Genomic DNA, 18,218 nt, shown 5'->3' with positions numbered 1-18,218 from the left:
AACATCGGAGCCGCCAATTGTTCAATGCTTCGGGCAATGTCGTTACAGGGGTGAAGCGTGTGTTTGGAAGGACGAGAAGCGCGGATTTCCGCGGGCTCGCGCATTGATGACAGCAATGATCGATCGATCTGCCACGCCCTTTGCCAGCTTTTTCCAGGCTGGCTTTGAATGTTCGTCGCACCGGCGACGGGACGGCGTGCGTCTGGACCTCATCCGGGCGACCTCGCACGACCGGCACGCTGCGTCTGATTATCGGCAATGCGCCCAGCTGGGTCTCCGGACCCTGCGGGACGGGCTTCGCTGGCACCTGATCGAGAAATCGCCCGGCCAATATGACTGGTCGAGCTGGATGCCGATGCTGGAAGCGGCGGAGCGCGAACGGTTGCAGATCGTCTGGGACCTTTTTCATTATGGCGCACCGGATTGTGTCGACCAGGCGGGACCGGACTTTGCCGAGCGCTTCACCGACTTCGCAATGGCGGCGCTGGAGGTGCAGCAATCGGTCAGCAGGCGGTCGCCCTCGATTGTCCCGATGAATGAGATCAATTTCCACGCCTGGGCGAACACCGAGGGGTATTTCCCGCGCGTTGGGCCAGACGAGCCCGGCTGGTTCAAGCGGCAATTGGTCCGCGCCGGGATCATGGCGTCGCGGGCCATCAAGGAGCGGTGGCCGGACTCGGCGATCGTCTGGGCGGAGCCGCTGATCCACATCGCCCCGCACGACCAGCGCCGCGGCACGAAGGAAGCGGCCGAGGTCAACCTGCAGGGCATGTACGAGGCTTATGACTGGATCATGGGCCTGGCCGAGCCGGAGCTTGGCGGCGATCCATCGCTGGTCGACGTCGTCGGGCTGAATTTCTATCCGCACAACCAATGGTATTTCGAAGGCCCGACCATCCCGATGGGCCATCACGAATACCGGCCGCTGGCCGACATGCTGGTCGGGATTGGGGAGCGCTACCGGAAGCCGGTTTTCATCGCCGAGACCGGCGCGGAAGGGTCCGGCCGCCCAGCCTGGCTGCATTATGTCTGCGACGAAGTCCGCGATGCTCGCGCGCGGGGCGCCGACGTCCAGGGCATCTGCATCTATCCGGTTACCGCCTATCCCGGCTGGGACAATAGCCGCCATTGCCAGGTTGGCCTGCTCTCCACGGTCGGGTCGGACGGCAGGCGACACGTCTATGAGCCACTGGCCGACGAACTGAAGCGGCAGCGGGAAATTCTCGGCGTCGACGGACCCGTCTTGAACCTTAGCCGACTGCTGATCGTCCGCTGATCAGGTGACAGGCGCGGGCATTGGCTTGTCGGAAGGTGTGCCGACATGGGGCCAACCGTCGCGCCATTCGATCTTGTCAATCAGCAGGATGCGGCGGCTGTTGACCTCGTCCTCCTGCCGCTGGCGCGGACGGTTCACGTCGATGGCGTGATAGATGATCCAGGTATCACCAGCTTTGTCGGTCATGATCGAATTATGGCCGGGGGCCAGCCAGCGCTCGCTCTTGAACAGCATCAGGCTGTGCGGGACGCCGCGCGCCTTCTCCAGCGTCTCGAACGGGCCCGTCGGCGAGGTCGAACGGGCGACCATCACGCCATATTCGGCATGCGGTCCGCAGCAATTGTCGCCCGAGTAGAAAAGGTAATAGAAATCGTCGTGGCGGATGACCCAGGCGGCTTCCACCAGTCGGGGAAAGGCGCCCTTGACCGGGTTCGGCCAGATCAGATCGACCGGCTCACTGCCCGGCGCGAAAGCCATGTGGTCCGGCGCCAATTCCTGCACCCTGATCGGCTGGAACCCCGACCCCCAGTAGAGGAAGCGCTTGCCGGTCGCGGGGTCGTCGAAGACCATCGGGTCGATATACTCAAAGCCGATTCCGAGCAGCAGCGGCAGGCCCATGTCAACGAAGGGCCCAGCGGGCGACTCGGCAGTGGCGATCGCAAGACAATGGCCGCGCTCCGGCACGTCACAAACGTCGGGCGTCGCGGAATAATACATCAGGTATTTATCGTCTTCACGAACGACATAGGGCGCCCAGAAATCCTGGGTGCCAGCCGCCCAGCTCGGTTTCTCCGGCATTGCGTCGCCGAGATGCTCCCAATGGATAAGGTCGCGGGACCGCGCGACCTGGATGTTCACCCAATCACCGTCGCGCAGCGTCTGGGTGGCGTATGCGTAGTAAAAGCCGTCGGGCGCGAGGATGACCGCGGGGTCGGGGAAGTCGGAGTCGAGCACCGGATTGACGTAGGTCCGCGCCAACGATGCCGGGACCGGCGGCGCATTCTCGCCAGTCACGACATCGCTATCTGCAACCTCGTTGGTCAGTCGTGAACCCCTATTCCGCTGCAACCGCCAATGGCGGCGCCTCCTTCTCCAAACGCTTCACACGGCGAGCCGCATCCAGCCGGCGGAAGGTGGCCAGCGCCTGTCCCACGATCTGGTCCATGTTGTAATAGCGATAGGTCGCCAAGCGGCCGACAAAGGTGACGCCCTTTGTCGCGTCGGCGAGCGCCTCATACTTCTTGTAAAGTGCCTGGTTCTCCGGCCGCGGGACCGGATAATAGGGATCGCCCTCCGCGCTCGGATATTCGAGCGTGATGCTCGTCTGGCGATGCTCCTGGCCGGTCAGGTGTTTGTACTCGCTGATGCGGGTGTAAGGCACGTCCTCCGACGGGAAGTTGACCGTGCCGACCTGCTGGAACTGCTCCGCGTCGATCGTCGAATGGACGAACTTCAGGCTGCGGTACGGCAGTTTGCCGAAGCGGAAGTCGAAATATTCGTCGACTGGCCCGGAATAGATGATGTGGTCGGCGTCGATTTCGTCCTTCACCTCGCGAAAGTCGGTGCCGAGCATGACGGTGATGTTGGGATGGTCCAGCATCCGCTGAAACATCGCCGTATATCCGTTCGCCGGCATCGCCTGGTGCTTGTCGGTGAAATAGCGGTCGTCGATGTTGGTCCGCGTCGGGATTCGGGCGGTCACCGACTTGTCGAGCTCGCTCGGATCCAGGCCCCACTGCTTGCGCGTGTAACCCCGGAAGAAGGTCTCGTAGAGCTCGCGGCCGACGGCGTTGATGACGACGTCCTCGGAGGTCTTGATGTTATCGACTTTCTCGGCGCGCGAGGCGAGATATTCGGCCGCGTCCTCGTCGGTCTTAAGGTCGAGCCCGAACAGCTCGTTCAAAGTCGTCCGGTTAATCGGAATCGGCACTAGCTGGTCCCGAACATTCGCTAGCACGCGATGTTCGTACGGCCGCCATTCGGTGAAGCGCGAGAGATAGTCGAAGACCTCATCGCTGTTGGTGTGGAAGATGTGCGGTCCGTACTTATGATAGAGGATGCCGTCTTCGTTCTTCTCGTCATAGGCATTGCCACCGACGTGATCGCGCTTGTCGATCATGAGGATTCGGGCGTCGTGCTCGTTGGCCAGCCGCTCGGCGAGGACCGAACCGGCAAAGCCGCAGCCGACGATGAGGTAATCGTACCGCGCCATTAGGCCACCGCCTCGACGGAAGCCGGCGAATCTTCAACGACGCGAGCGATGAGGCCGGCCATGCGTGCCTGGGTGATGTCCCAGCTCATCGACGACAGAGCTTGATCGACCTCCGCTAGCCATTCGCCGTCGGATCGGATGAGCGCGAGCGCTTCGTCGCAGCCCTGCACGAATTCTTCGGGTGTCGCGGCGATCTTGACGCCCTCAAGGCGGCCGTAGTGGCGGACGACGTCGCGGATCGGGGTCGAGACGACCGGCTTGCCGGCGGCGAGATATTCCGGGGTCTTGGTCGGCGAGATGAACTTGGTCGCCTCATTGATCGCGAAGGGCATCAAGGCGACGTCCCATTCGGCGAGCAGTCCGGGCAGGTCCTCGTAGGCCGCGGGCCCCGGATAGAAGATGTTGTCCCGCTTCGGCAGTTCGTCTGGCGAGATCTTCACGATAGGGCCGACCATGATGAACCGATAATCGGGCCGCGCTTCGGCAATGGCCGCGAGCAGGTCGATGTCGAAACGCTCGTCGAGGACGCCGTAGAAGCCGAAGGTCGGCACAGTGTTCTCGGTCGGGATCGCCCGCGCCTGGGCGAAATGCTTGATATCGACAGACGAAGGGAAAGGGTGGGCGCTGCCGTGGCGCGATTTCTTCGCCTCGTAGAGCGAATAGCCGCCGGTGAAGACGAGGTCTGCGCGTTCGAACAGTTCGCTCTCGAGCTCGAGCAGGCGAGGCGGCGCGAAGCGGAAGTTGGCGAGCTCGTCCATGCAATCATAGACGACACAATCCGCCTCAAGCTGCTGCGAGAAGGGCAGCATCATTGGTGTGTAATACCAAAGGACCTGCGGGTTCTGCGCGGCATGGTAGCCGTCGAGCAGGCGCTTCAATTGGGCTTCGACCGCCTCTTCGCTCAGCCCTTCGGCCAGATGCGGGGTGACGATCGTTAGGTTGGAGGCCGCGCGGCGGGTCTCCAGGTGCGGCTCGATCAAGGCCGAAACGAAAATCGGCTCTTCCCAGACATGAACCGAATGCGAGCGCGCAAACCGGCACATCAAATGCTGCGGCCGCTGGAACACGAAATCCCACCGCAAGTGCGAAAAGCAGATCAGCACCGGACGCTTGTCCAGCGCCACTATCGAGCCTGACTCGCCAGCATTCCTCACGCCTACACCGTTACGCATTCGCCGTCCTTCACTCTCGGGCATTCCCCAAATGTATAACCGCCTGAGAACAGGCCGGTTCCCCTCCGGATAACCTTTGTTAAGGGGAATCATTTCGGAAGCGGATTTGACCCTTGCGGCCAAGCGTGGGACAGCGGCGGCGAACAGCGGAAATCAGGCCATGGCGACCACCATCGAAGAACTGGAATCGCGGCGTGCTGCAGCGCGGCAGGGCGGCGGGGCAAAACGTATTGCGGCGCAACATGCCAAGGGCCGACTGACTGCCCGCGAGCGGCTGACCGTGCTGCTCGATCCCGACAGTTTCGAAGAATATGACATGTACGTCGAGCATAATTGCGTCGACTTCGGCATGGAGAAGCAGGTCATTCCCGGCGACGGCGTCGTCACCGGGTCGGGCACGATCAACGGCCGCCTTGTTTATGTCTTCGCCCAGGATTTCACGGTTTTCGGCGGCTCGCTGTCCGAGCGTCACGCGCAGAAGATTTGCAAGATCATGGACATGGCGCTGAAGGTTGGCGCTCCCGTGATCGGCCTCAACGATTCCGGCGGCGCCCGCATCCAGGAAGGCGTGGCTAGCCTCGGCGGCTATGCCGAGGTGTTCCAGCGCAACGTGCTCGCCAGCGGCGTTGTCCCGCAACTGAGCCTGATCATGGGTCCGTGCGCGGGGGGGGGCGGTCTATTCGCCGGCGATGACCGACTTCATCTTCATGGTGAAGGACTCGAGCTACATGTTCGTCACCGGGCCGGACGTGGTGAAGACCGTGACCAACGAGGTCGTAACCCAGGAAGAGCTGGGCGGAGCCGTCACCCACACCACCAAGTCGGGCGTCGCCGACGTGGCATTCGAGAATGACATCGACGCATTGATGGCGACGCGGGAGTTTTTCGACTTTTTGCCGCTGTCGAACCGCCACGACATCCCGGAGCGGCCGACCGACGACGCCTGGGACCGGATCGAGGACAGCCTCGACACGCTGGTACCGCCGTCCGCGACGACGCCCTACGACATGCACGAGCTAATCCGGAAGGTCGCCGACGAAGGCGATTTCTTCGAGCTGCAGCCGGCCCATGCCGCGAACATCATTATTGGCTTCATCCGCATCGAAGGACGCACCGTCGGCGTCGTCGCCAACCAGCCAATGGTGCTCGCCGGCTGCCTAGACATCAACTCATCGAAGAAGGCGGCGCGCTTCGTGCGCTTCTGCGACGCGTTCGACATCCCGATCCTGACGTTCGTCGACGTGCCCGGGTTCCTTCCCGGGACCGACCAGGAGCATAACGGCATCATCAAGCATGGCGCCAAGCTGCTGTTCGCTTATGCCGAGGCGACGGTGCCGAAGATCACGGTCATTACCCGCAAGGCCTATGGCGGCGCATACGACGTCATGGCCTCCAAGCATCTGCGTGGCGACTTGAACTACGCCTGGCCGACGGCCGAGATCGCGGTGATGGGCGCCAAGGGCGCGGTCGAAATCATCTTCCGCGACGAGAAGGGCGACCCCGCCAAGATCGCGGAGCGCACCCGCGAATATGAACAGCGCTTCGCCAATCCGTTCGTGGCGGCGAGCAAGGGCTTCATCGACGAGGTGATCATGCCCCACTCGACCCGGCGGCGGGTGGCGCTGGGGCTACGCAAACTGCGCGACAAGCAGCTCGAGAATCCATGGAAGAAGCACGACAACATCCCGCTGTGAGGGGCTGAGATGAGCACCTACACCGCCACTGTCCGCTGGACCCGTTCGGGCGAGGGCGATTTCGCTAAGGGCCAGTACAGCCGTGCGCATGAGTGGGCGTTCGACGGCGGCCATGTGATGAAGGCCAGCGCCAGTCCGCATGTCGTGCCGGCGCCCTGGTCTGACCCGGAAGGGGTCGACCCGGAGGAGGCGTTCGTTGCGAGCCTTTCCTCCTGCCATATGCTCTTCTTCCTCGACTTCGCCCGCCGCGATGGCTGGACGGTCGATGCCTATCTCGACGAGGCGGAAGGCGTGATGGAGAAGGGCGCTGACGGCAAGATCGCCATCACCCGCGTGATGCTGAAGCCGCGCATTGAATGGCAGGACGAAGGCCCCGACCCGGCCGCCCTCGCCGACCTCCATCATCGCGCGCATGAGGCGTGCTTCATCGCGAATAGCGTGAAGAGCGAGGTGGTGGTCGAGTCCTGACCGTCATGCCGGGCTTGACCCGGCATCCGCCTTCACTTCTTACGGCGCCAATGAAAGGCAGACCCCGGATCAAGTCCGGGGTGACGGAGAGGTGCCATGAAACTCGGAAGGTTGAACCATGTCGGCGTTGCGACGCCGTCGATCGAACGGTCGGTCGCGACCTATCGCGAGACCATGGGGGCCGAGGTCGTGCGCGATCCCTTCGACCTGCCGGCGCAAGGCGTTCGCGTCTGCTTCGTCGACACGCCCAACAGCCAGATCGAGCTGATCGAGCCGCTGGGCGCGGACTCGCCGATCGTGAAGTTCCTCGAGCGCAACCCCGAGGGCGGGCAGCACCATGTCTGTTTCGAGGTGCCTGACATTGAGGCTGCGCACACCTGGTTCGACGGCAAGGGCTGCCGGATCCTCGGCCCGACGCGCATCGGCGCCCATGGCACGCCGATCTTCTTCCTTCACCCCAAGGACATGGGCGGCGTGCTGACCGAGATCATGGAGAGCCCGAAACAGGCTCACTAGTCCCGACCTAGGGAGCGGGCACGACCTTCACGTCGTTCCGGATCTCGGCCTCGATGGCACTGCCGGCGGGCAGGGTCGCGCTTTTCCCGGAAATGAAGAAGCCTAGGGGCGAGAGCAGGACCTGGGTAGCGACCGACGCGCCCACCGCCCCCTTGCCCGCGGTTTCGCTATGGCCGCGCAGATAGATGCGATCGCCAGCCCAGTCGATGAACAAGGGCGCCAAGACCAGGTGGCCCGAATTGCCGCCGGCGCCTTTCTGGGTGAGCACTTCGATCTCCCCGACCGCGGGCGTGCCGCGCGGGATGACGATCCGCTCGCCGAGCTTGACGTCTTCCGTGATCGTCAAGCCGAAGCGCTGCCCCTGGCGGGCCGACCGGGAGTCTATGACCGCTTGTGTCACCAGCCTGACTGGCGTCCAGGCCGGCAGGACGACCGACTGCGGGAGTGCAGGAGGCGGAGCAGGCGCGGTCGTCGCCGCGACCTGCGCCGTGCCCAACAGGATTGCCGCGACGATCATGCCGCCGGCTTGTCGAAGGCTACGTCTTCCGTGGTGTAGCCATTGAGGATCTCGCCGGCCTTGAGGGAGGCATTGCCGCCCTTCATCACCAGGCCGAGCGGCCCGAAGGCGAGCACACTGTAGACGACAGCGCCGGTGGCGTTGGAACCAGCCGACTGGCGCTCGCCGTCGACCGGGATGCGCTTGCCGCCCACATCGACGAACAGCAGCTTGGCGTTGATGCGGCCCTTTTTGCCGACCCCGCCGGTACCTTCGGCAGTGACGACTTCGCCCCAGCCGGTCGCGCCGACCGGGATCAGCGTAAGGCCGCCAACCTTCACGTCTTCATCGACGCGCAGGGTGAAATGATCGCCGGCCTTGCTGTCGCGTGAGTTGATTTCCTTGGTGACCATCAGGCGCACCATCGTGCCCTTGGGCAGGACGATGGCCTGCGGGGCCACGACCGGGGCCGGAGCGACGGTGACGACGGGCAGCGGTGCAGCCGGCGGAGGAGCCGAAGCGTCCTCCGCACGCGCCGCGCCGCTCGCGGCAGCCAAAGCCGCCGCGAACAACATCTGGGTCTTCAACTTACTGGCCGGCAGCCGGTGCTTCGGCCGGGGCCGGAGCGGCGTCTGCCTTGAAGCGGATGGCGGTGCCCGTGGCGTTCGCCTTGCCCCAGCTGAACGCGGTGACGTGGGCGTCGCCGTAGCTGGCATTGATCACGGCGTCGGCACCAAGCTTTTCGGCGCGTTCCCAGAGCTCACCGTAGATCTTCTTCTGGTCGGGCGACTTGGAAAAGATCGTCGCCTTGCGGACGCCGGCCTTCACTTCGCCGAGGACCTCGTACGGACGATCCTTGATGTCATACGGGAACACCGGCACGCCGACGTCCTGGTTGACGATAGCGAAGGCCTTCTTTTCGCCGGCGACGGCCGGCTGGACGGCCAGCGAAACGGCAAATGCGGACGCAACAAGAACAAACTTTTTCATGGATTTAGATTTCCCCCAAATAACGGTGACCTCGCTTGGCGGGCACGGTTGCGCCGGTCAACATGGTCAGTGCCGCACCGCAACAAATGCCGCCGGTGGTGCCCGGAATCCTCAGTATTATTCCGGAACCGAAACGTTCAATTCGCCGATCCTGAGGTAAGTCTTCGCGCGCGTTTACTCGAACTCGACGATAACCTGGTCGACCGCGACGCTCTCGCCGGCGGCGACGGGGGTCGCCTTGACGGTGGCGGCCTTTTCGGCGCGGAGGATGTTTTCCATCTTCATCGCCTCCATGACCGCGACCGGTTGGCCGGCCTCGACCTTATCGCCGGCCTTGACGTTGAGCCGCGTTACCAACCCCGGCATCGGCGCGATCAGCAGGCGCGAGAGGTCGGGCGGCACCTTCTCGATCATGTGCCGTGCCAGTTCGGCGACGTGCGGCGCCATGACCTGGACCTTGTGGCTCGCCCCGCGAGTCGTGAGCTTCCAGCCGCGGCCGTTGCGGGCAATTTTGACGATATGCTTGCGGCCGTCGACCTCGGCATGGATCAGCCGCTGGCCCGGGACATAATCGGCATGCACGCCGACCGGCGCGTCCTCGTCGATGACGACTCCGGCATCGGTGAAATGGACGCGGTGCTCGATGCCGTCGAACTTCATGACACGGTCGAGGCCGATCTGGACCGGCGGGCCGAGTTGGCCGTCGATCTCGGTTGCGCGGGCGTCATGGGTGGCGGCGATCAGGGCCGCAATGGCGGAGAGGTCGCCGGTCAGCCGCTCGTCGGCGGGCGCGCCGTGAAAGCCTTCGGGATATTCGTCGGCGATGAAGTCGGTTTCGAGGTTTCCTTCGCGGAAGCGCGGGTGCTGCATCAGCGCGGAGAGGAAGTCGATGTTCTGGCCGATGCCGTCGATCTCGAAGGCGTCCAGCGCTTCGATCTGGCGGTCGATGGCGGTCTCGCGATCCGGCGCCCAGGTGACCAGCTTGGCGATCATCGGGTCATAGAACATGGAGACTTCGCCGCCCTCGAAGACGCCATCGTCGACGCGGGTTACGCCGCTGTCGTCACGTTCCGCGGCGGTCGGGCGATAGCGGACGAGACGCCCCGTTGAAGGCAGGAACCCGCGATACGGGTCCTCGGCATAGATGCGCGTTTCAACAGACCAGCCGTTGAGCTTCACATCCTCCTGTTTGAGCTTCAGCTTCTCGCCGTACGCGACGCGGATCATCTGTTCGACGAGGTCGAGGCCGGTAACTTCCTCGGTCACCGGATGCTCGACCTGCAGCCGGGTGTTCATTTCCAGGAAGTAGAAGCTCTTGCCGGTCGGATCCTTGCCTGAGACGATGAGCTCGACCGTGCCGGCGGAATAGTAACCGACGGCCCGCGCCAAAGCGACGGCCTGCTCGCCCATCGCCTTTCGCATTTCCGGATGGACGAAGGGCGAGGGCGCTTCCTCGACCACCTTCTGGTGGCGGCGCTGGATCGAGCATTCGCGCTCACCGAGGTAAAGGATGTTGCCGTGCTTGTCGCCGAGCACCTGGATTTCGATGTGGCGCGGGTTCTCGATGAACTTCTCGATGAAGACGCGGTCGTCGCCAAAGCTGTTAAGGCCCTCGCGCTTGACGCTGTCGAAGCCCTCGCGAACGTCCTTCTCGCTCCACGCCAGGCGCATGCCCTTGCCGCCGCCGCCGGCGCTGGCCTTCATCATCACCGGATAGCCGATGTCGCCGGCGATCTTCACCGCCTCGTCGGTGGTGGCGATGTCGCCGAGGTAGCCGGGGACGACGTTGACGCCGGCCTTCTGCGCCAGCTTCTTGGATTCGATCTTGTCGCCCATGGCGGCGATGGCCTTGGGCGGCGGGCCGATGAAGGCGATGCCGGCCTTTTCGAGCGCCTCGGCGAAGCTGGTGCGCTCGGACAAGAAGCCATAGCCCGGGTGGACCGCCTCGGCGCCGGTCGCCTTGCAGGCGTCGATGATCAGCTCGGCCTTCAGGTAGCTTTCAGATGCCGGCGCAGGGCCGAGACGGACGCTTTCGTCGGCCATGCGGACATGCGGCGCGCGCGCGTCGGCGTCGGAATAGACCGCGACCGTCTTGATGCCCATGCGCTTCGCCGTCCGGATGACCCGGCACGCGATTTCCCCGCGATTGGCGATCAGGATCTTACTGAACATTGTCTTCCTTATAGAGAAACCGGAACGCCAAGAACGCCAGGATCAGCATTAGCGCGACTGCAATTCCGCGCCACACCACGAAACCTTCGACATAGCCGCGGTAAAAATCGCAAGCACTGTCGTCGGCGCAATCACCCATTGAAGTGGCGACAAACTCGAACAAAAAGTACCCAAGCCACGCCAAGCCAGCGATAACGAAGGCGGCGCAGCCTAGGCGATATCTCACTCCGCCGCCTCGTCCATCGGCGGCTTGTTGTGGCCGAGCAGGCGAAGCACTTCGTCGGCGGCGTCGGCGAGGTTGGTGCCGGGGCCGAAGATCGCCTGCACGCCGGCCTTGCGCAGCATCGCATAATCCTGCGGCGGGATGACGCCGCCGGCGACGACCTTGATGTCGGCGCGGCCCGCTTCCTTGAGCGCCGCGATCAGCTCCGGGATCAAAGTCTTGTGGCCCGCCGCCAGTGAGGAGGCGCCGACGACATCGACGTCCTTTTCGACCGCCATTGCTGCTGTCTCGCGCGGGGTCTGGAAGAGGGGGCCGGCGATCACTTCGAAGCCAAGGTCGCCGAAGGCCGAGCTGACGAGGTTGGCGCCGCGGTCGTGGCCGTCCTGGCCCATCTTGGCGACGAGGATGCGGGGCTTGCGGCCGAGGCGGTCCGCCACGCGCTGCGTGCCCTCCACGGCCTCCGACCAGCGCGCATCGCTGCGCTTGCCGTAAATCCCGCGCACCGGCTCGGGGTTGGTGTGGTAGCGGCCAAAGGCCCGCTCCAGCGCATCCGAAATCTCGCCCAGTGAGCAGCGTGCTCGCGCGCAATCGACGGCGAGGGCGAGGAGATTTGATCCTCCCCCAAGGGGGGAGGTGGCAGCCGCGGAAGCGGCTGACGGAGGGGAATGTTCTGCCCGGTCCCCTCCACCAAGCTGCGCTTGGTCCCCCTCCCCGTTCCGGGGAGGAGCTTTTGCGCCCGCTTCCAGCGCATCCAGCGCCGCGCGTGCCTTGGTCTCGTCGCGGCCGCTGCGCATCTTCTCCAGCCGCGCGATCTGGCCGGCGCGGACCTTGGCATTGTCGACCTCGAGGATGTCGAGGTGCGGCTCGTCTTCCAGCCGGTAGCGATTGACGCCGACGATCACCGTCTCGCCGGTGTCGACCTTGGCGGCGCGCTCGGCGGCGGCCTCCTCGATGCGATGTTTGGGCAGGCCTTCGGCAACCGCCTTGGTCATGCCGCCATGCTGCTCGACCTCTTCGATCAGCGCCCAGGCCTTGTCCTCCAACTCGCGGGTCAGCGCCTCGACATACCAGCTTCCTCCGAGCGGATCGGCGACGGCGGTCACGCCGCTCTCTTCGGCAAGGATCAGCTGCGTGTTGCGGGCGATGCGCGCCGAGAAGTCGGTCGGCAGCGCGATGGCTTCGTCGAAACTGTTGGTGTGCAGCGACTGAGTGCCGCCCAGAACCGCCGCCAGCGCCTCGACCGTCGTGCGGACGATATTGTTGTACGGGTCCTGCTCGGTCAGCGACACACCGCTGGTCTGGCAGTGGGTGCGGAGCAGCTTCGATTTCTCCGATTTGGCACCAAGATCGGTCATGATCCTAGCCCATAAGGTTCGCGCAGCCCGCAGCTTGGCGATCTCCATGAACAGGTTCATGCCGATGCCGAAGAAGAAGCTAAGGCGCGGCGCGAAGTCGTCGATGTCCAAACCGTCCGCGATGGCGCAGCGAACGTATTCCATGCCGTCGGCGAGCGTGTAGGCGAGTTCCTGCACCGCCGTCGCCCCGGCCTCATGCATGTGATAGCCGGAGATGGAGATGCTGTTGAACTTCGGCATCTCCGCCGCGCAAAAAGCGATGATGTCCGAGACGATGCGCATGCTCGGCTCGGGCGGGTAGATGTAGGTGTTGCGGACCGCGAACTCTTTCAGGATGTCGTTCTGGATGGTGCCCGTGAGCTTCACTCGCTCGACGCCCTGTTCTTCGCCAGCGACGATGAAGAAGGCCATGATCGGCAGCACCGCGCCGTTCATCGTCATGCTGACCGACATTTTGTCCAACGGGATGCCGTCGAACAGCAGCTTCATGTCCTCGACGCTGTCGATGGCGACGCCCGCCTTGCCGACGTCGCCGGCAACGCGCGGGTGGTCGCTGTCGTAGCCGCGGTGGGTAGCGAGGTCGAAGGCGACGGAGAGGCCCTTCTGCCCCGCCTTCAGGTTGCGGCGGTAGAAGGCGTTGCTCTCCTCGGCGGTCGAAAAACCCGCGTACTGCCGGATGGTCCAGGGCCGGCCCGCGTACATGGTCGCATATGGGCCGCGCGTGTAGGGCGGCAGGCCGGGGTAGCCGCTGTCGATATGGGCGACGCCGCCGGGGCCGTAGACGGTCTTGAGGCGGATGCCTTCGGGCGTTTCGCGCGACAAATCGGCGCCCTTCGCCTCCTTGTCGGCCAAAGCTTCCCAATCGTCGCGTGTATGCTTGTTCGTCATGTCGGGCGCGGTCTAGCGCCGGGCGCGCGCAAAGCCAATCAATCGGACGTCACGGGATTGCGATTGGGCGACAGTGTCAGGAAGCGTTGCGCAGCTCGACCCGGCGCAGTTTGCCGGTCGCCGTCTTGGGCAGGGCGTCGACGAACTCGATCTCGCGCGGATATTTGTAGGGGGCGATCTCGTCCTTGACGAAGTCCTTCAGCTTCTGGGCGAGCTCGTCGCTCGGCTCGGCGAAACCGGCAAGGACGATGAACGCCTTCACCTTTTGGCCGCGTTCCGGGCAGGGGACGCCGATGACCGCGCATTCGGCAACGGTGGGATGGGCGAGGAGCGCGTTCTCCACCTCGGGCGCGCCGATATTGTAGCCGGAGCTGACGATCATGTCGTCGCTGCGCGCCACATACCAGAAATAACCGTCGGCATCCTTGCGGTAGGTGTCGCCTGTGATGTTCCAGCCGTGCTGGACGTAATCGCGCTGCCGCGGGTCATCGAGATAACGGCACCCGGTCGGGCCCTTGATGGCGAGGCGGCCGATGCCTTCGGCGAGGGGCTCGCCGGCCTCATCCAGGACGGTGGCTACATAGCCGGGGACTGCGCGGCCGGTGGAGCCCGGGCGGATCGCGTCACCGCTTTCGGAGATGAAGATATGCATCATCTCGGTCGCTCCGATGCCGTCGACGATGGAGATGCCAGTGCGGTCCTTCCACGAGTGCCAGATCGCTTCAGGAAGATGCTCGCCCGCGGAGAGGCAGGCCCTCAGCGATTTGAGCGCACCGTCGAGCGCCGGGCTCGCTAGCATTGCCTTGTAGGCGGTGGGGGCGGTGCCGAGGTGGCTGACTCCGAACTTGGCGATTGCTTCCAGCATGGCCGGCGGGCTCGGTTGCTCGAGGGTCGCGGTGGCGGCGCCGAAGCGCAGCGGAAATTGCAGGGTCGCGCCCAGGCCGAAGGTGAAGGCGATCGGAGCGCTGGTCATGACCACGTCGCCGGGCGCCATGCGAAAATGCGTTGCGGCGAAGGTGTCGCAGGGCGCGAGGATGTCGCGGTGGAAGTGGATGCAGCCCTTGGGCACGCCGGTGGTTCCGCTGGTGAAGGCGACCAAAGCGGGATCGTCGCGACCGGTGTCGACTGGAGGAAGCGGGTTGAAGTCGGCGGTCCGGCGCTCCAGCTCGCCGTTCCCGTAGTCACCGTCAAATTTGACGATCGATTTGACGAAATGGGCCTGGTCGACCGCCTCTCGGAAATCGCCAATGAAGCGGCTGTCGACGATGGCGTGGCTGATCTCGGCGCGGGTGATGACGGTGGCGATCTCGCCGGGTCGCAGTAACGGCATCGTTGCGACGACCACACCCCCGGCCTTCAAGATGCCGAGCCAGGCAGCGAACATCGTGTAACTATTGGGTCCGCGCAGCAGGACGCGGTTGCCTGGAATCAAGTCCTCTTCCTCGACCAGCAGGCGGGCAATGCGGCCGGAAAAGGAGTCGAGTTCGGCGTAGGTCCAACGCCCGTGTGAATTGACGACGGCGAGGTCATCGGGAGCGCCGCCTTTCAGCAGCTCCGCCGCTGCGTTCAGCCGCTCAGGATAGTCGAGCAGGTGAAACTCCGGCTGCTGGTCAGCCGGCGGTAATCGGTCGCGGACAAAGCTGTCGTATTGGCTCATTCGGGAACGACGGCGGTCGCCTCGATCTCGACCAGCGCCGAGCTGTTGACCAGTGCTTTCACCTCCACCAGGGCCATGGGGGGATAGTTCGCCCCCATGATCGACTTCCAGATCGGCGCGAGGTCGTCGCGGCGCGAGAGGTATTGGAAGCGGTCGGTAATGTAGACGGTGAGGCGGACGACGTGCTCCGGCCCTGCGCCGTCCTCGGCCAGCACGGCGAGAACATTCTTGAGCGCCTGGCCGAACTGCACTTCCAGCTTATGCGAAACGATCATCTCGCGCTCGTCCCAGCCGATCATGCCGGCCGTGAATATCATCCGCCCCTTGGCGGAGACGCCGTTGGAATAGCCCGATGGCCGCGGCCAGCCGGCCGGTTGCAGAGTCTTCATTGGCGATGCTCCTTCAACAGGTCGCGGGCGATGATCTGGCGCTGCACTTCCGACGCGCCTTCGTAGATGCGCAGCGCGCGGATCTCGCGGTAAAGCTCCTCGACCTTGGCACCCTTGGTGACGCCGAGGCCGCCGTGCATCTGCACCGCGGCGTCGATGACCTTCTGCGCCTCCTCGGTCGCGTGGAGCTTGGCCATGGCGGCGGCGCGGCGGTTATCCTGCTTGCCCATGTCCTGTTGCCAGGCGGCGCGGGCGATGAGCAGCGACGATGCGTCGATGGCGGTTGCCATGTCAGCGAGGTTCGCCTGCGTCACCGGATGGTCGGCGAGCGTGCCGTTGCCGAGCTTGCGGGTGGAGGCGAAGGCGATGGCCTCCTGGAGGGCACGGCTGGCGAAGCCGAGCGCGGCGGCGCCGACGGTGACGCGGAAGAGGTTCAACGTCTGCATGGCGACCTTGAAGCCTTCGCTTTCCGAACCGAGCAACTCGGCGCGAACGCCATTGAACTTCAGCCGCGCAAGTGGGTGGGGGGCGATGACCTCGATCCGCTCCGCGACTGAAAGGCCCCTGTCATCGCCGCGAACGATGAAAGCAGAAATGCCTTTCGGTCCCGGCTCGCCGGTGCGGGCGAAGACGGTCAGGACATCGGCGATAGTCCCGTTGGAAATGTAGCTTTTCTCGCCGTTCAAGGCCCATTCGTCGCCATCGGCGCGCGCCGTCATGGCGATGTTGGCGGCATCGCTGCCGGTTTCCGGTTCGGTCAGAGCATAGGCGGCGATGGTCTCGCCGCTGGCGACCCTCGGCAACCATTCCGCCTTTTGCTCAGGCGAGCCGAACAGGCTGATCGCCCCCGACCCTAAGCCCTGCATCGCGAAGGCGAAGTCGGCGAGACCGGAGCGGCTGGCCAACAGCGCGCGGGTCATGGCGAGGCTGCGGACGTCAGGAATCTTGTCGCGGTCGGCGACGCTGAGTCTCAGCAGGCCGGCTTGACCCAGTGAGGCAACCAGCGCCCGGCAGGCCGCGTCGACATCGTCGTGATGACTGTCATCATCATTGCTGTCGCACCAATCGCAGACGCGCGCGTATAGCTCGCGGTGGCGATCTTCCAGGAAGGGCCAATCGAGCCAGTCAGTCACCCTTGAACTCCGGCCGCTGCTTGGCGGCGAAGGCTTCGTAGGCGCGGCGGAAGTCGTTGGTCTGCATGCATCCCGCCTGCACTTGCGCTTCAGCCTCCAGCACCTGATCGAGTGTCATCGTCCACTCGGCATGAAGCTGGGTCTTGGTGATCGCATGGGCGATCGACGGGCCGGCGGCGATGTCCCCCGCCAGCGCCCGGGCGTCCGCGAAGAGATTGTCGGACAGCCGATTCCAGAAACCCCAGGCGAGACCTTCCTCCGCGCTCATATTGCGGCCGGTAAAGAGGAGTTCGGCGGCGCGCCCGTGGCCGATGATGCGCGGAAGGAACGCGCACGCGCCCATATCCGCGCCGGACAGTCCAACCCGGGTGAAGAGGAAGGCGGTCTTCGCGTTCGGCGCGGCCAAGCGCAGGTCGCTGGCCATCGCCATGATCGCGCCCGCTCCGGCGCAGACGCCGTCGACCGCGGCGATGATCGGTTGCGGGCAGGCCCGCATCGCACGGACGAGGTCACCGGTCATGCGCGTGAACCTGAGCAGCCCGTTGTGGTCCATCCTGGTTAGCGGGCCAATGATCTCGTGGACGTCCCCTCCCGAGCAGAAATTGCCGCCCGCGCCGCGCAGCACGACCGCCTTCACACTATAGTCGTGGTCGAGGTTGTAGAAGGTCGCGCGAAGCTCGTCATAGCTCTCGAACGTCAGCGGGTTCTTGCGCTCAGGCCGATTGAGCGTGATGGTCGCAACGCCGTTCTCAAAATCCCACAGGAAGTGCGCAGGCTGGAACGATGTCGGGTCAAATCTCATGCCGTGGTTCCACCGTCGATGGTGATGCAAGCGCCGTTGATTGAGCGGCTTGATGGCCTGCAGAGGTGGAGGATGGTGTCGGCGACTTCCTCGGCCGTCACCAGCCGGCCGCTGGCGTTCATCGCCGCCAGCGCCTGACGGGCTTCCTCCTCCGTGCGCTTCGAAACGCGTGATATGCGTTCGGCGCTTTCGTCGACCATTGGCGTATCGACGAAGCTCGGACAGACGGCGTTCACAGTTAGATTGGTCTTCGCGAACTCCAGTGCCAGGCTCTTGGCGAGCCCGATTGCGCCATGCTTCGAGGCGGCATAGGGCGCAGCGTAAGCCGCTCCGCGCAAACCGGCGACGGAGGCGACGATGATCAGACGCTTGTCGTCCCCATCGAGCAAGTCGGGCAGTGCCAGCTGAGTGCCGTCGAATAAGGCGGTCATGTTCGTTGCCATAATCCGGTCCCATGCCTGACGCTTGGTCCGCTGAAACGGGGCACTGTCGCCAATACCGGCATTCAGGATCACGAGGTCGAAGGGGCCATGGGCTGCACGCGCTTCCGCGTAAGCACGCTCAATATCGGCTCGCTCAGTAACGTCGCAGGAAATGGCACTGCCGCCGGTCTCCGCGGCCACCGCATCCAGAGGTTCGCGGCGTCGCCCAAGAAGGCTCAGCTTCGCGCCCCCGGTAGCCAAGGCACGTGCCGTCGCGGCACCAATTCCGGTGCCGCCGCCCGTGATCAGTGCATGGCGTCCCGCAAACTGCATCCGGCCCCCTATGCCTAGCG

General features: G+C 64.4%; 17 protein-coding genes and 1 pseudogene. 4 read left to right on the top strand and 14 right to left on the bottom strand.

Annotated elements, in window-relative coordinates; all coding sequences use genetic code 11:
* Positions 1-115: 115 nt before the first annotated feature.
* Entirely contained in the window at positions 116-1,276 is a 1,161-nt protein-coding gene (locus LZ536_RS12640; RefSeq protein WP_249849133.1) for a glycoside hydrolase family 26 protein, read from the top strand.
* Here the strand turns inward: LZ536_RS12640 and LZ536_RS12635 are convergent, their stop codons facing one another.
* From LZ536_RS12635 to LZ536_RS12625, 3 genes are read right to left on the bottom strand one after another with little or no spacing between them, the layout of a single operon-like run.
* Entirely contained in the window at positions 1,277-2,344 is a 1,068-nt protein-coding gene (locus LZ536_RS12635; protein ID WP_249849132.1) for a glycoside hydrolase family 43 protein, read from the bottom strand.
* On the bottom strand, positions 2,331-3,488 hold the full coding sequence (gene glf / locus LZ536_RS12630) for a UDP-galactopyranose mutase (RefSeq protein WP_249849131.1): 1,158 nt from the start codon (positions 3,486-3,488) through the stop codon (positions 2,331-2,333). The genes LZ536_RS12635 and glf overlap by 14 nt, the downstream gene beginning before the upstream one ends.
* Positions 3,488-4,660, bottom strand: coding sequence for a glycosyltransferase (locus tag LZ536_RS12625; protein WP_249849130.1), 1,173 nt, complete (start codon positions 4,658-4,660; stop codon positions 3,488-3,490). Before LZ536_RS12625 ends, glf begins: the two co-directional genes overlap by 1 nt.
* A gap of 160 nt (positions 4,661-4,820) precedes the next feature.
* On the opposite strand from LZ536_RS12625, the pseudogene LZ536_RS12620 reads away from it, so the two are divergent.
* The 3 genes and pseudogenes from LZ536_RS12620 (at position 4,821) to mce (ending at position 7,338) form a co-directional block, all read left to right on the top strand.
* Positions 4,821-6,354, top strand: a pseudogene (locus tag LZ536_RS12620) (acyl-CoA carboxylase subunit beta).
* A gap of 9 nt (positions 6,355-6,363) precedes the next feature.
* Complete coding sequence (locus tag LZ536_RS12615) at positions 6,364-6,822, top strand: OsmC family protein (protein ID WP_249849129.1); 459 nt, start codon at positions 6,364-6,366, stop codon at positions 6,820-6,822.
* A 96-nt stretch (positions 6,823-6,918) separates the two neighbouring features.
* On the top strand, positions 6,919-7,338 hold the full coding sequence (gene mce, locus LZ536_RS12610; RefSeq protein ID WP_249849128.1) for a methylmalonyl-CoA epimerase: 420 nt from the start codon (positions 6,919-6,921) through the stop codon (positions 7,336-7,338).
* A 7-nt stretch (positions 7,339-7,345) separates the two neighbouring features.
* Here the strand turns inward: mce and LZ536_RS12605 are convergent, their stop codons facing one another.
* The 11 genes from LZ536_RS12605 to LZ536_RS12555 form a co-directional block, all read right to left on the bottom strand.
* A complete protein-coding gene (locus LZ536_RS12605) occupies positions 7,346-7,855 on the bottom strand; it encodes a hypothetical protein (protein ID WP_249849127.1) in 510 nt (169 codons plus the stop codon).
* Positions 7,852-8,421 (bottom strand): hypothetical protein, encoded by a 570-nt coding sequence (locus LZ536_RS12600; RefSeq protein WP_249849126.1) that lies wholly within the window; start codon positions 8,419-8,421, stop codon positions 7,852-7,854. The genes LZ536_RS12605 and LZ536_RS12600 overlap by 4 nt, the downstream gene beginning before the upstream one ends.
* Position 8,422: 1 nt before the next feature.
* Positions 8,423-8,824, bottom strand: a complete 402-nt coding sequence (locus LZ536_RS12595) for a hypothetical protein (RefSeq protein WP_249849125.1) — start codon at positions 8,822-8,824, stop codon at positions 8,423-8,425.
* 174 nt (positions 8,825-8,998) lie between these two features.
* A complete protein-coding gene (locus LZ536_RS12590) occupies positions 8,999-10,996 on the bottom strand; it encodes an acetyl-CoA carboxylase biotin carboxylase subunit (protein WP_249849124.1) in 1,998 nt (665 codons plus the stop codon).
* A complete protein-coding gene (locus tag LZ536_RS12585; protein WP_249849123.1) occupies positions 10,986-11,222 on the bottom strand; it encodes a hypothetical protein in 237 nt (78 codons plus the stop codon). Before LZ536_RS12585 ends, LZ536_RS12590 begins: the two co-directional genes overlap by 11 nt.
* Positions 11,219-13,462, bottom strand: coding sequence for a methylmalonyl-CoA mutase (scpA, locus tag LZ536_RS12580; protein ID WP_249849122.1), 2,244 nt, complete (start codon positions 13,460-13,462; stop codon positions 11,219-11,221). Before scpA ends, LZ536_RS12585 begins: the two co-directional genes overlap by 4 nt.
* A 76-nt stretch (positions 13,463-13,538) precedes the next feature.
* The gene (locus LZ536_RS12575) at positions 13,539-15,119 is read right to left on the bottom strand and encodes an AMP-binding protein (protein ID WP_249849121.1); all 1,581 of its coding nucleotides are present in this window, start codon (positions 15,117-15,119) and stop codon (positions 13,539-13,541) included.
* A complete protein-coding gene (locus LZ536_RS12570) occupies positions 15,116-15,508 on the bottom strand; it encodes a RidA family protein (protein ID WP_249849120.1) in 393 nt (130 codons plus the stop codon). The genes LZ536_RS12575 and LZ536_RS12570 overlap by 4 nt, the downstream gene beginning before the upstream one ends.
* Entirely contained in the window at positions 15,505-16,641 is a 1,137-nt protein-coding gene (locus tag LZ536_RS12565; RefSeq protein ID WP_249849119.1) for an acyl-CoA dehydrogenase family protein, read from the bottom strand. The genes LZ536_RS12570 and LZ536_RS12565 overlap by 4 nt, the downstream gene beginning before the upstream one ends.
* A complete protein-coding gene (locus LZ536_RS12560; protein WP_249849118.1) occupies positions 16,634-17,443 on the bottom strand; it encodes an enoyl-CoA hydratase family protein in 810 nt (269 codons plus the stop codon). The genes LZ536_RS12565 and LZ536_RS12560 overlap by 8 nt, the downstream gene beginning before the upstream one ends.
* On the bottom strand, positions 17,440-18,198 hold the full coding sequence (locus LZ536_RS12555) for an SDR family NAD(P)-dependent oxidoreductase (RefSeq protein ID WP_249849117.1): 759 nt from the start codon (positions 18,196-18,198) through the stop codon (positions 17,440-17,442). Before LZ536_RS12555 ends, LZ536_RS12560 begins: the two co-directional genes overlap by 4 nt.
* Positions 18,199-18,218 lie beyond the last annotated feature (20 nt).

Origin of the sequence: Sphingomonas alba (genome assembly GCF_023516555.1) — a bacterium.
Lineage (GTDB): Bacteria > Pseudomonadota > Alphaproteobacteria > Sphingomonadales > Sphingomonadaceae > Sphingomicrobium > Sphingomicrobium album.
The sequence above is the reverse complement of the archived record's forward strand: the minus strand, read 5'-3'. Positions and strand labels throughout refer to the sequence as shown.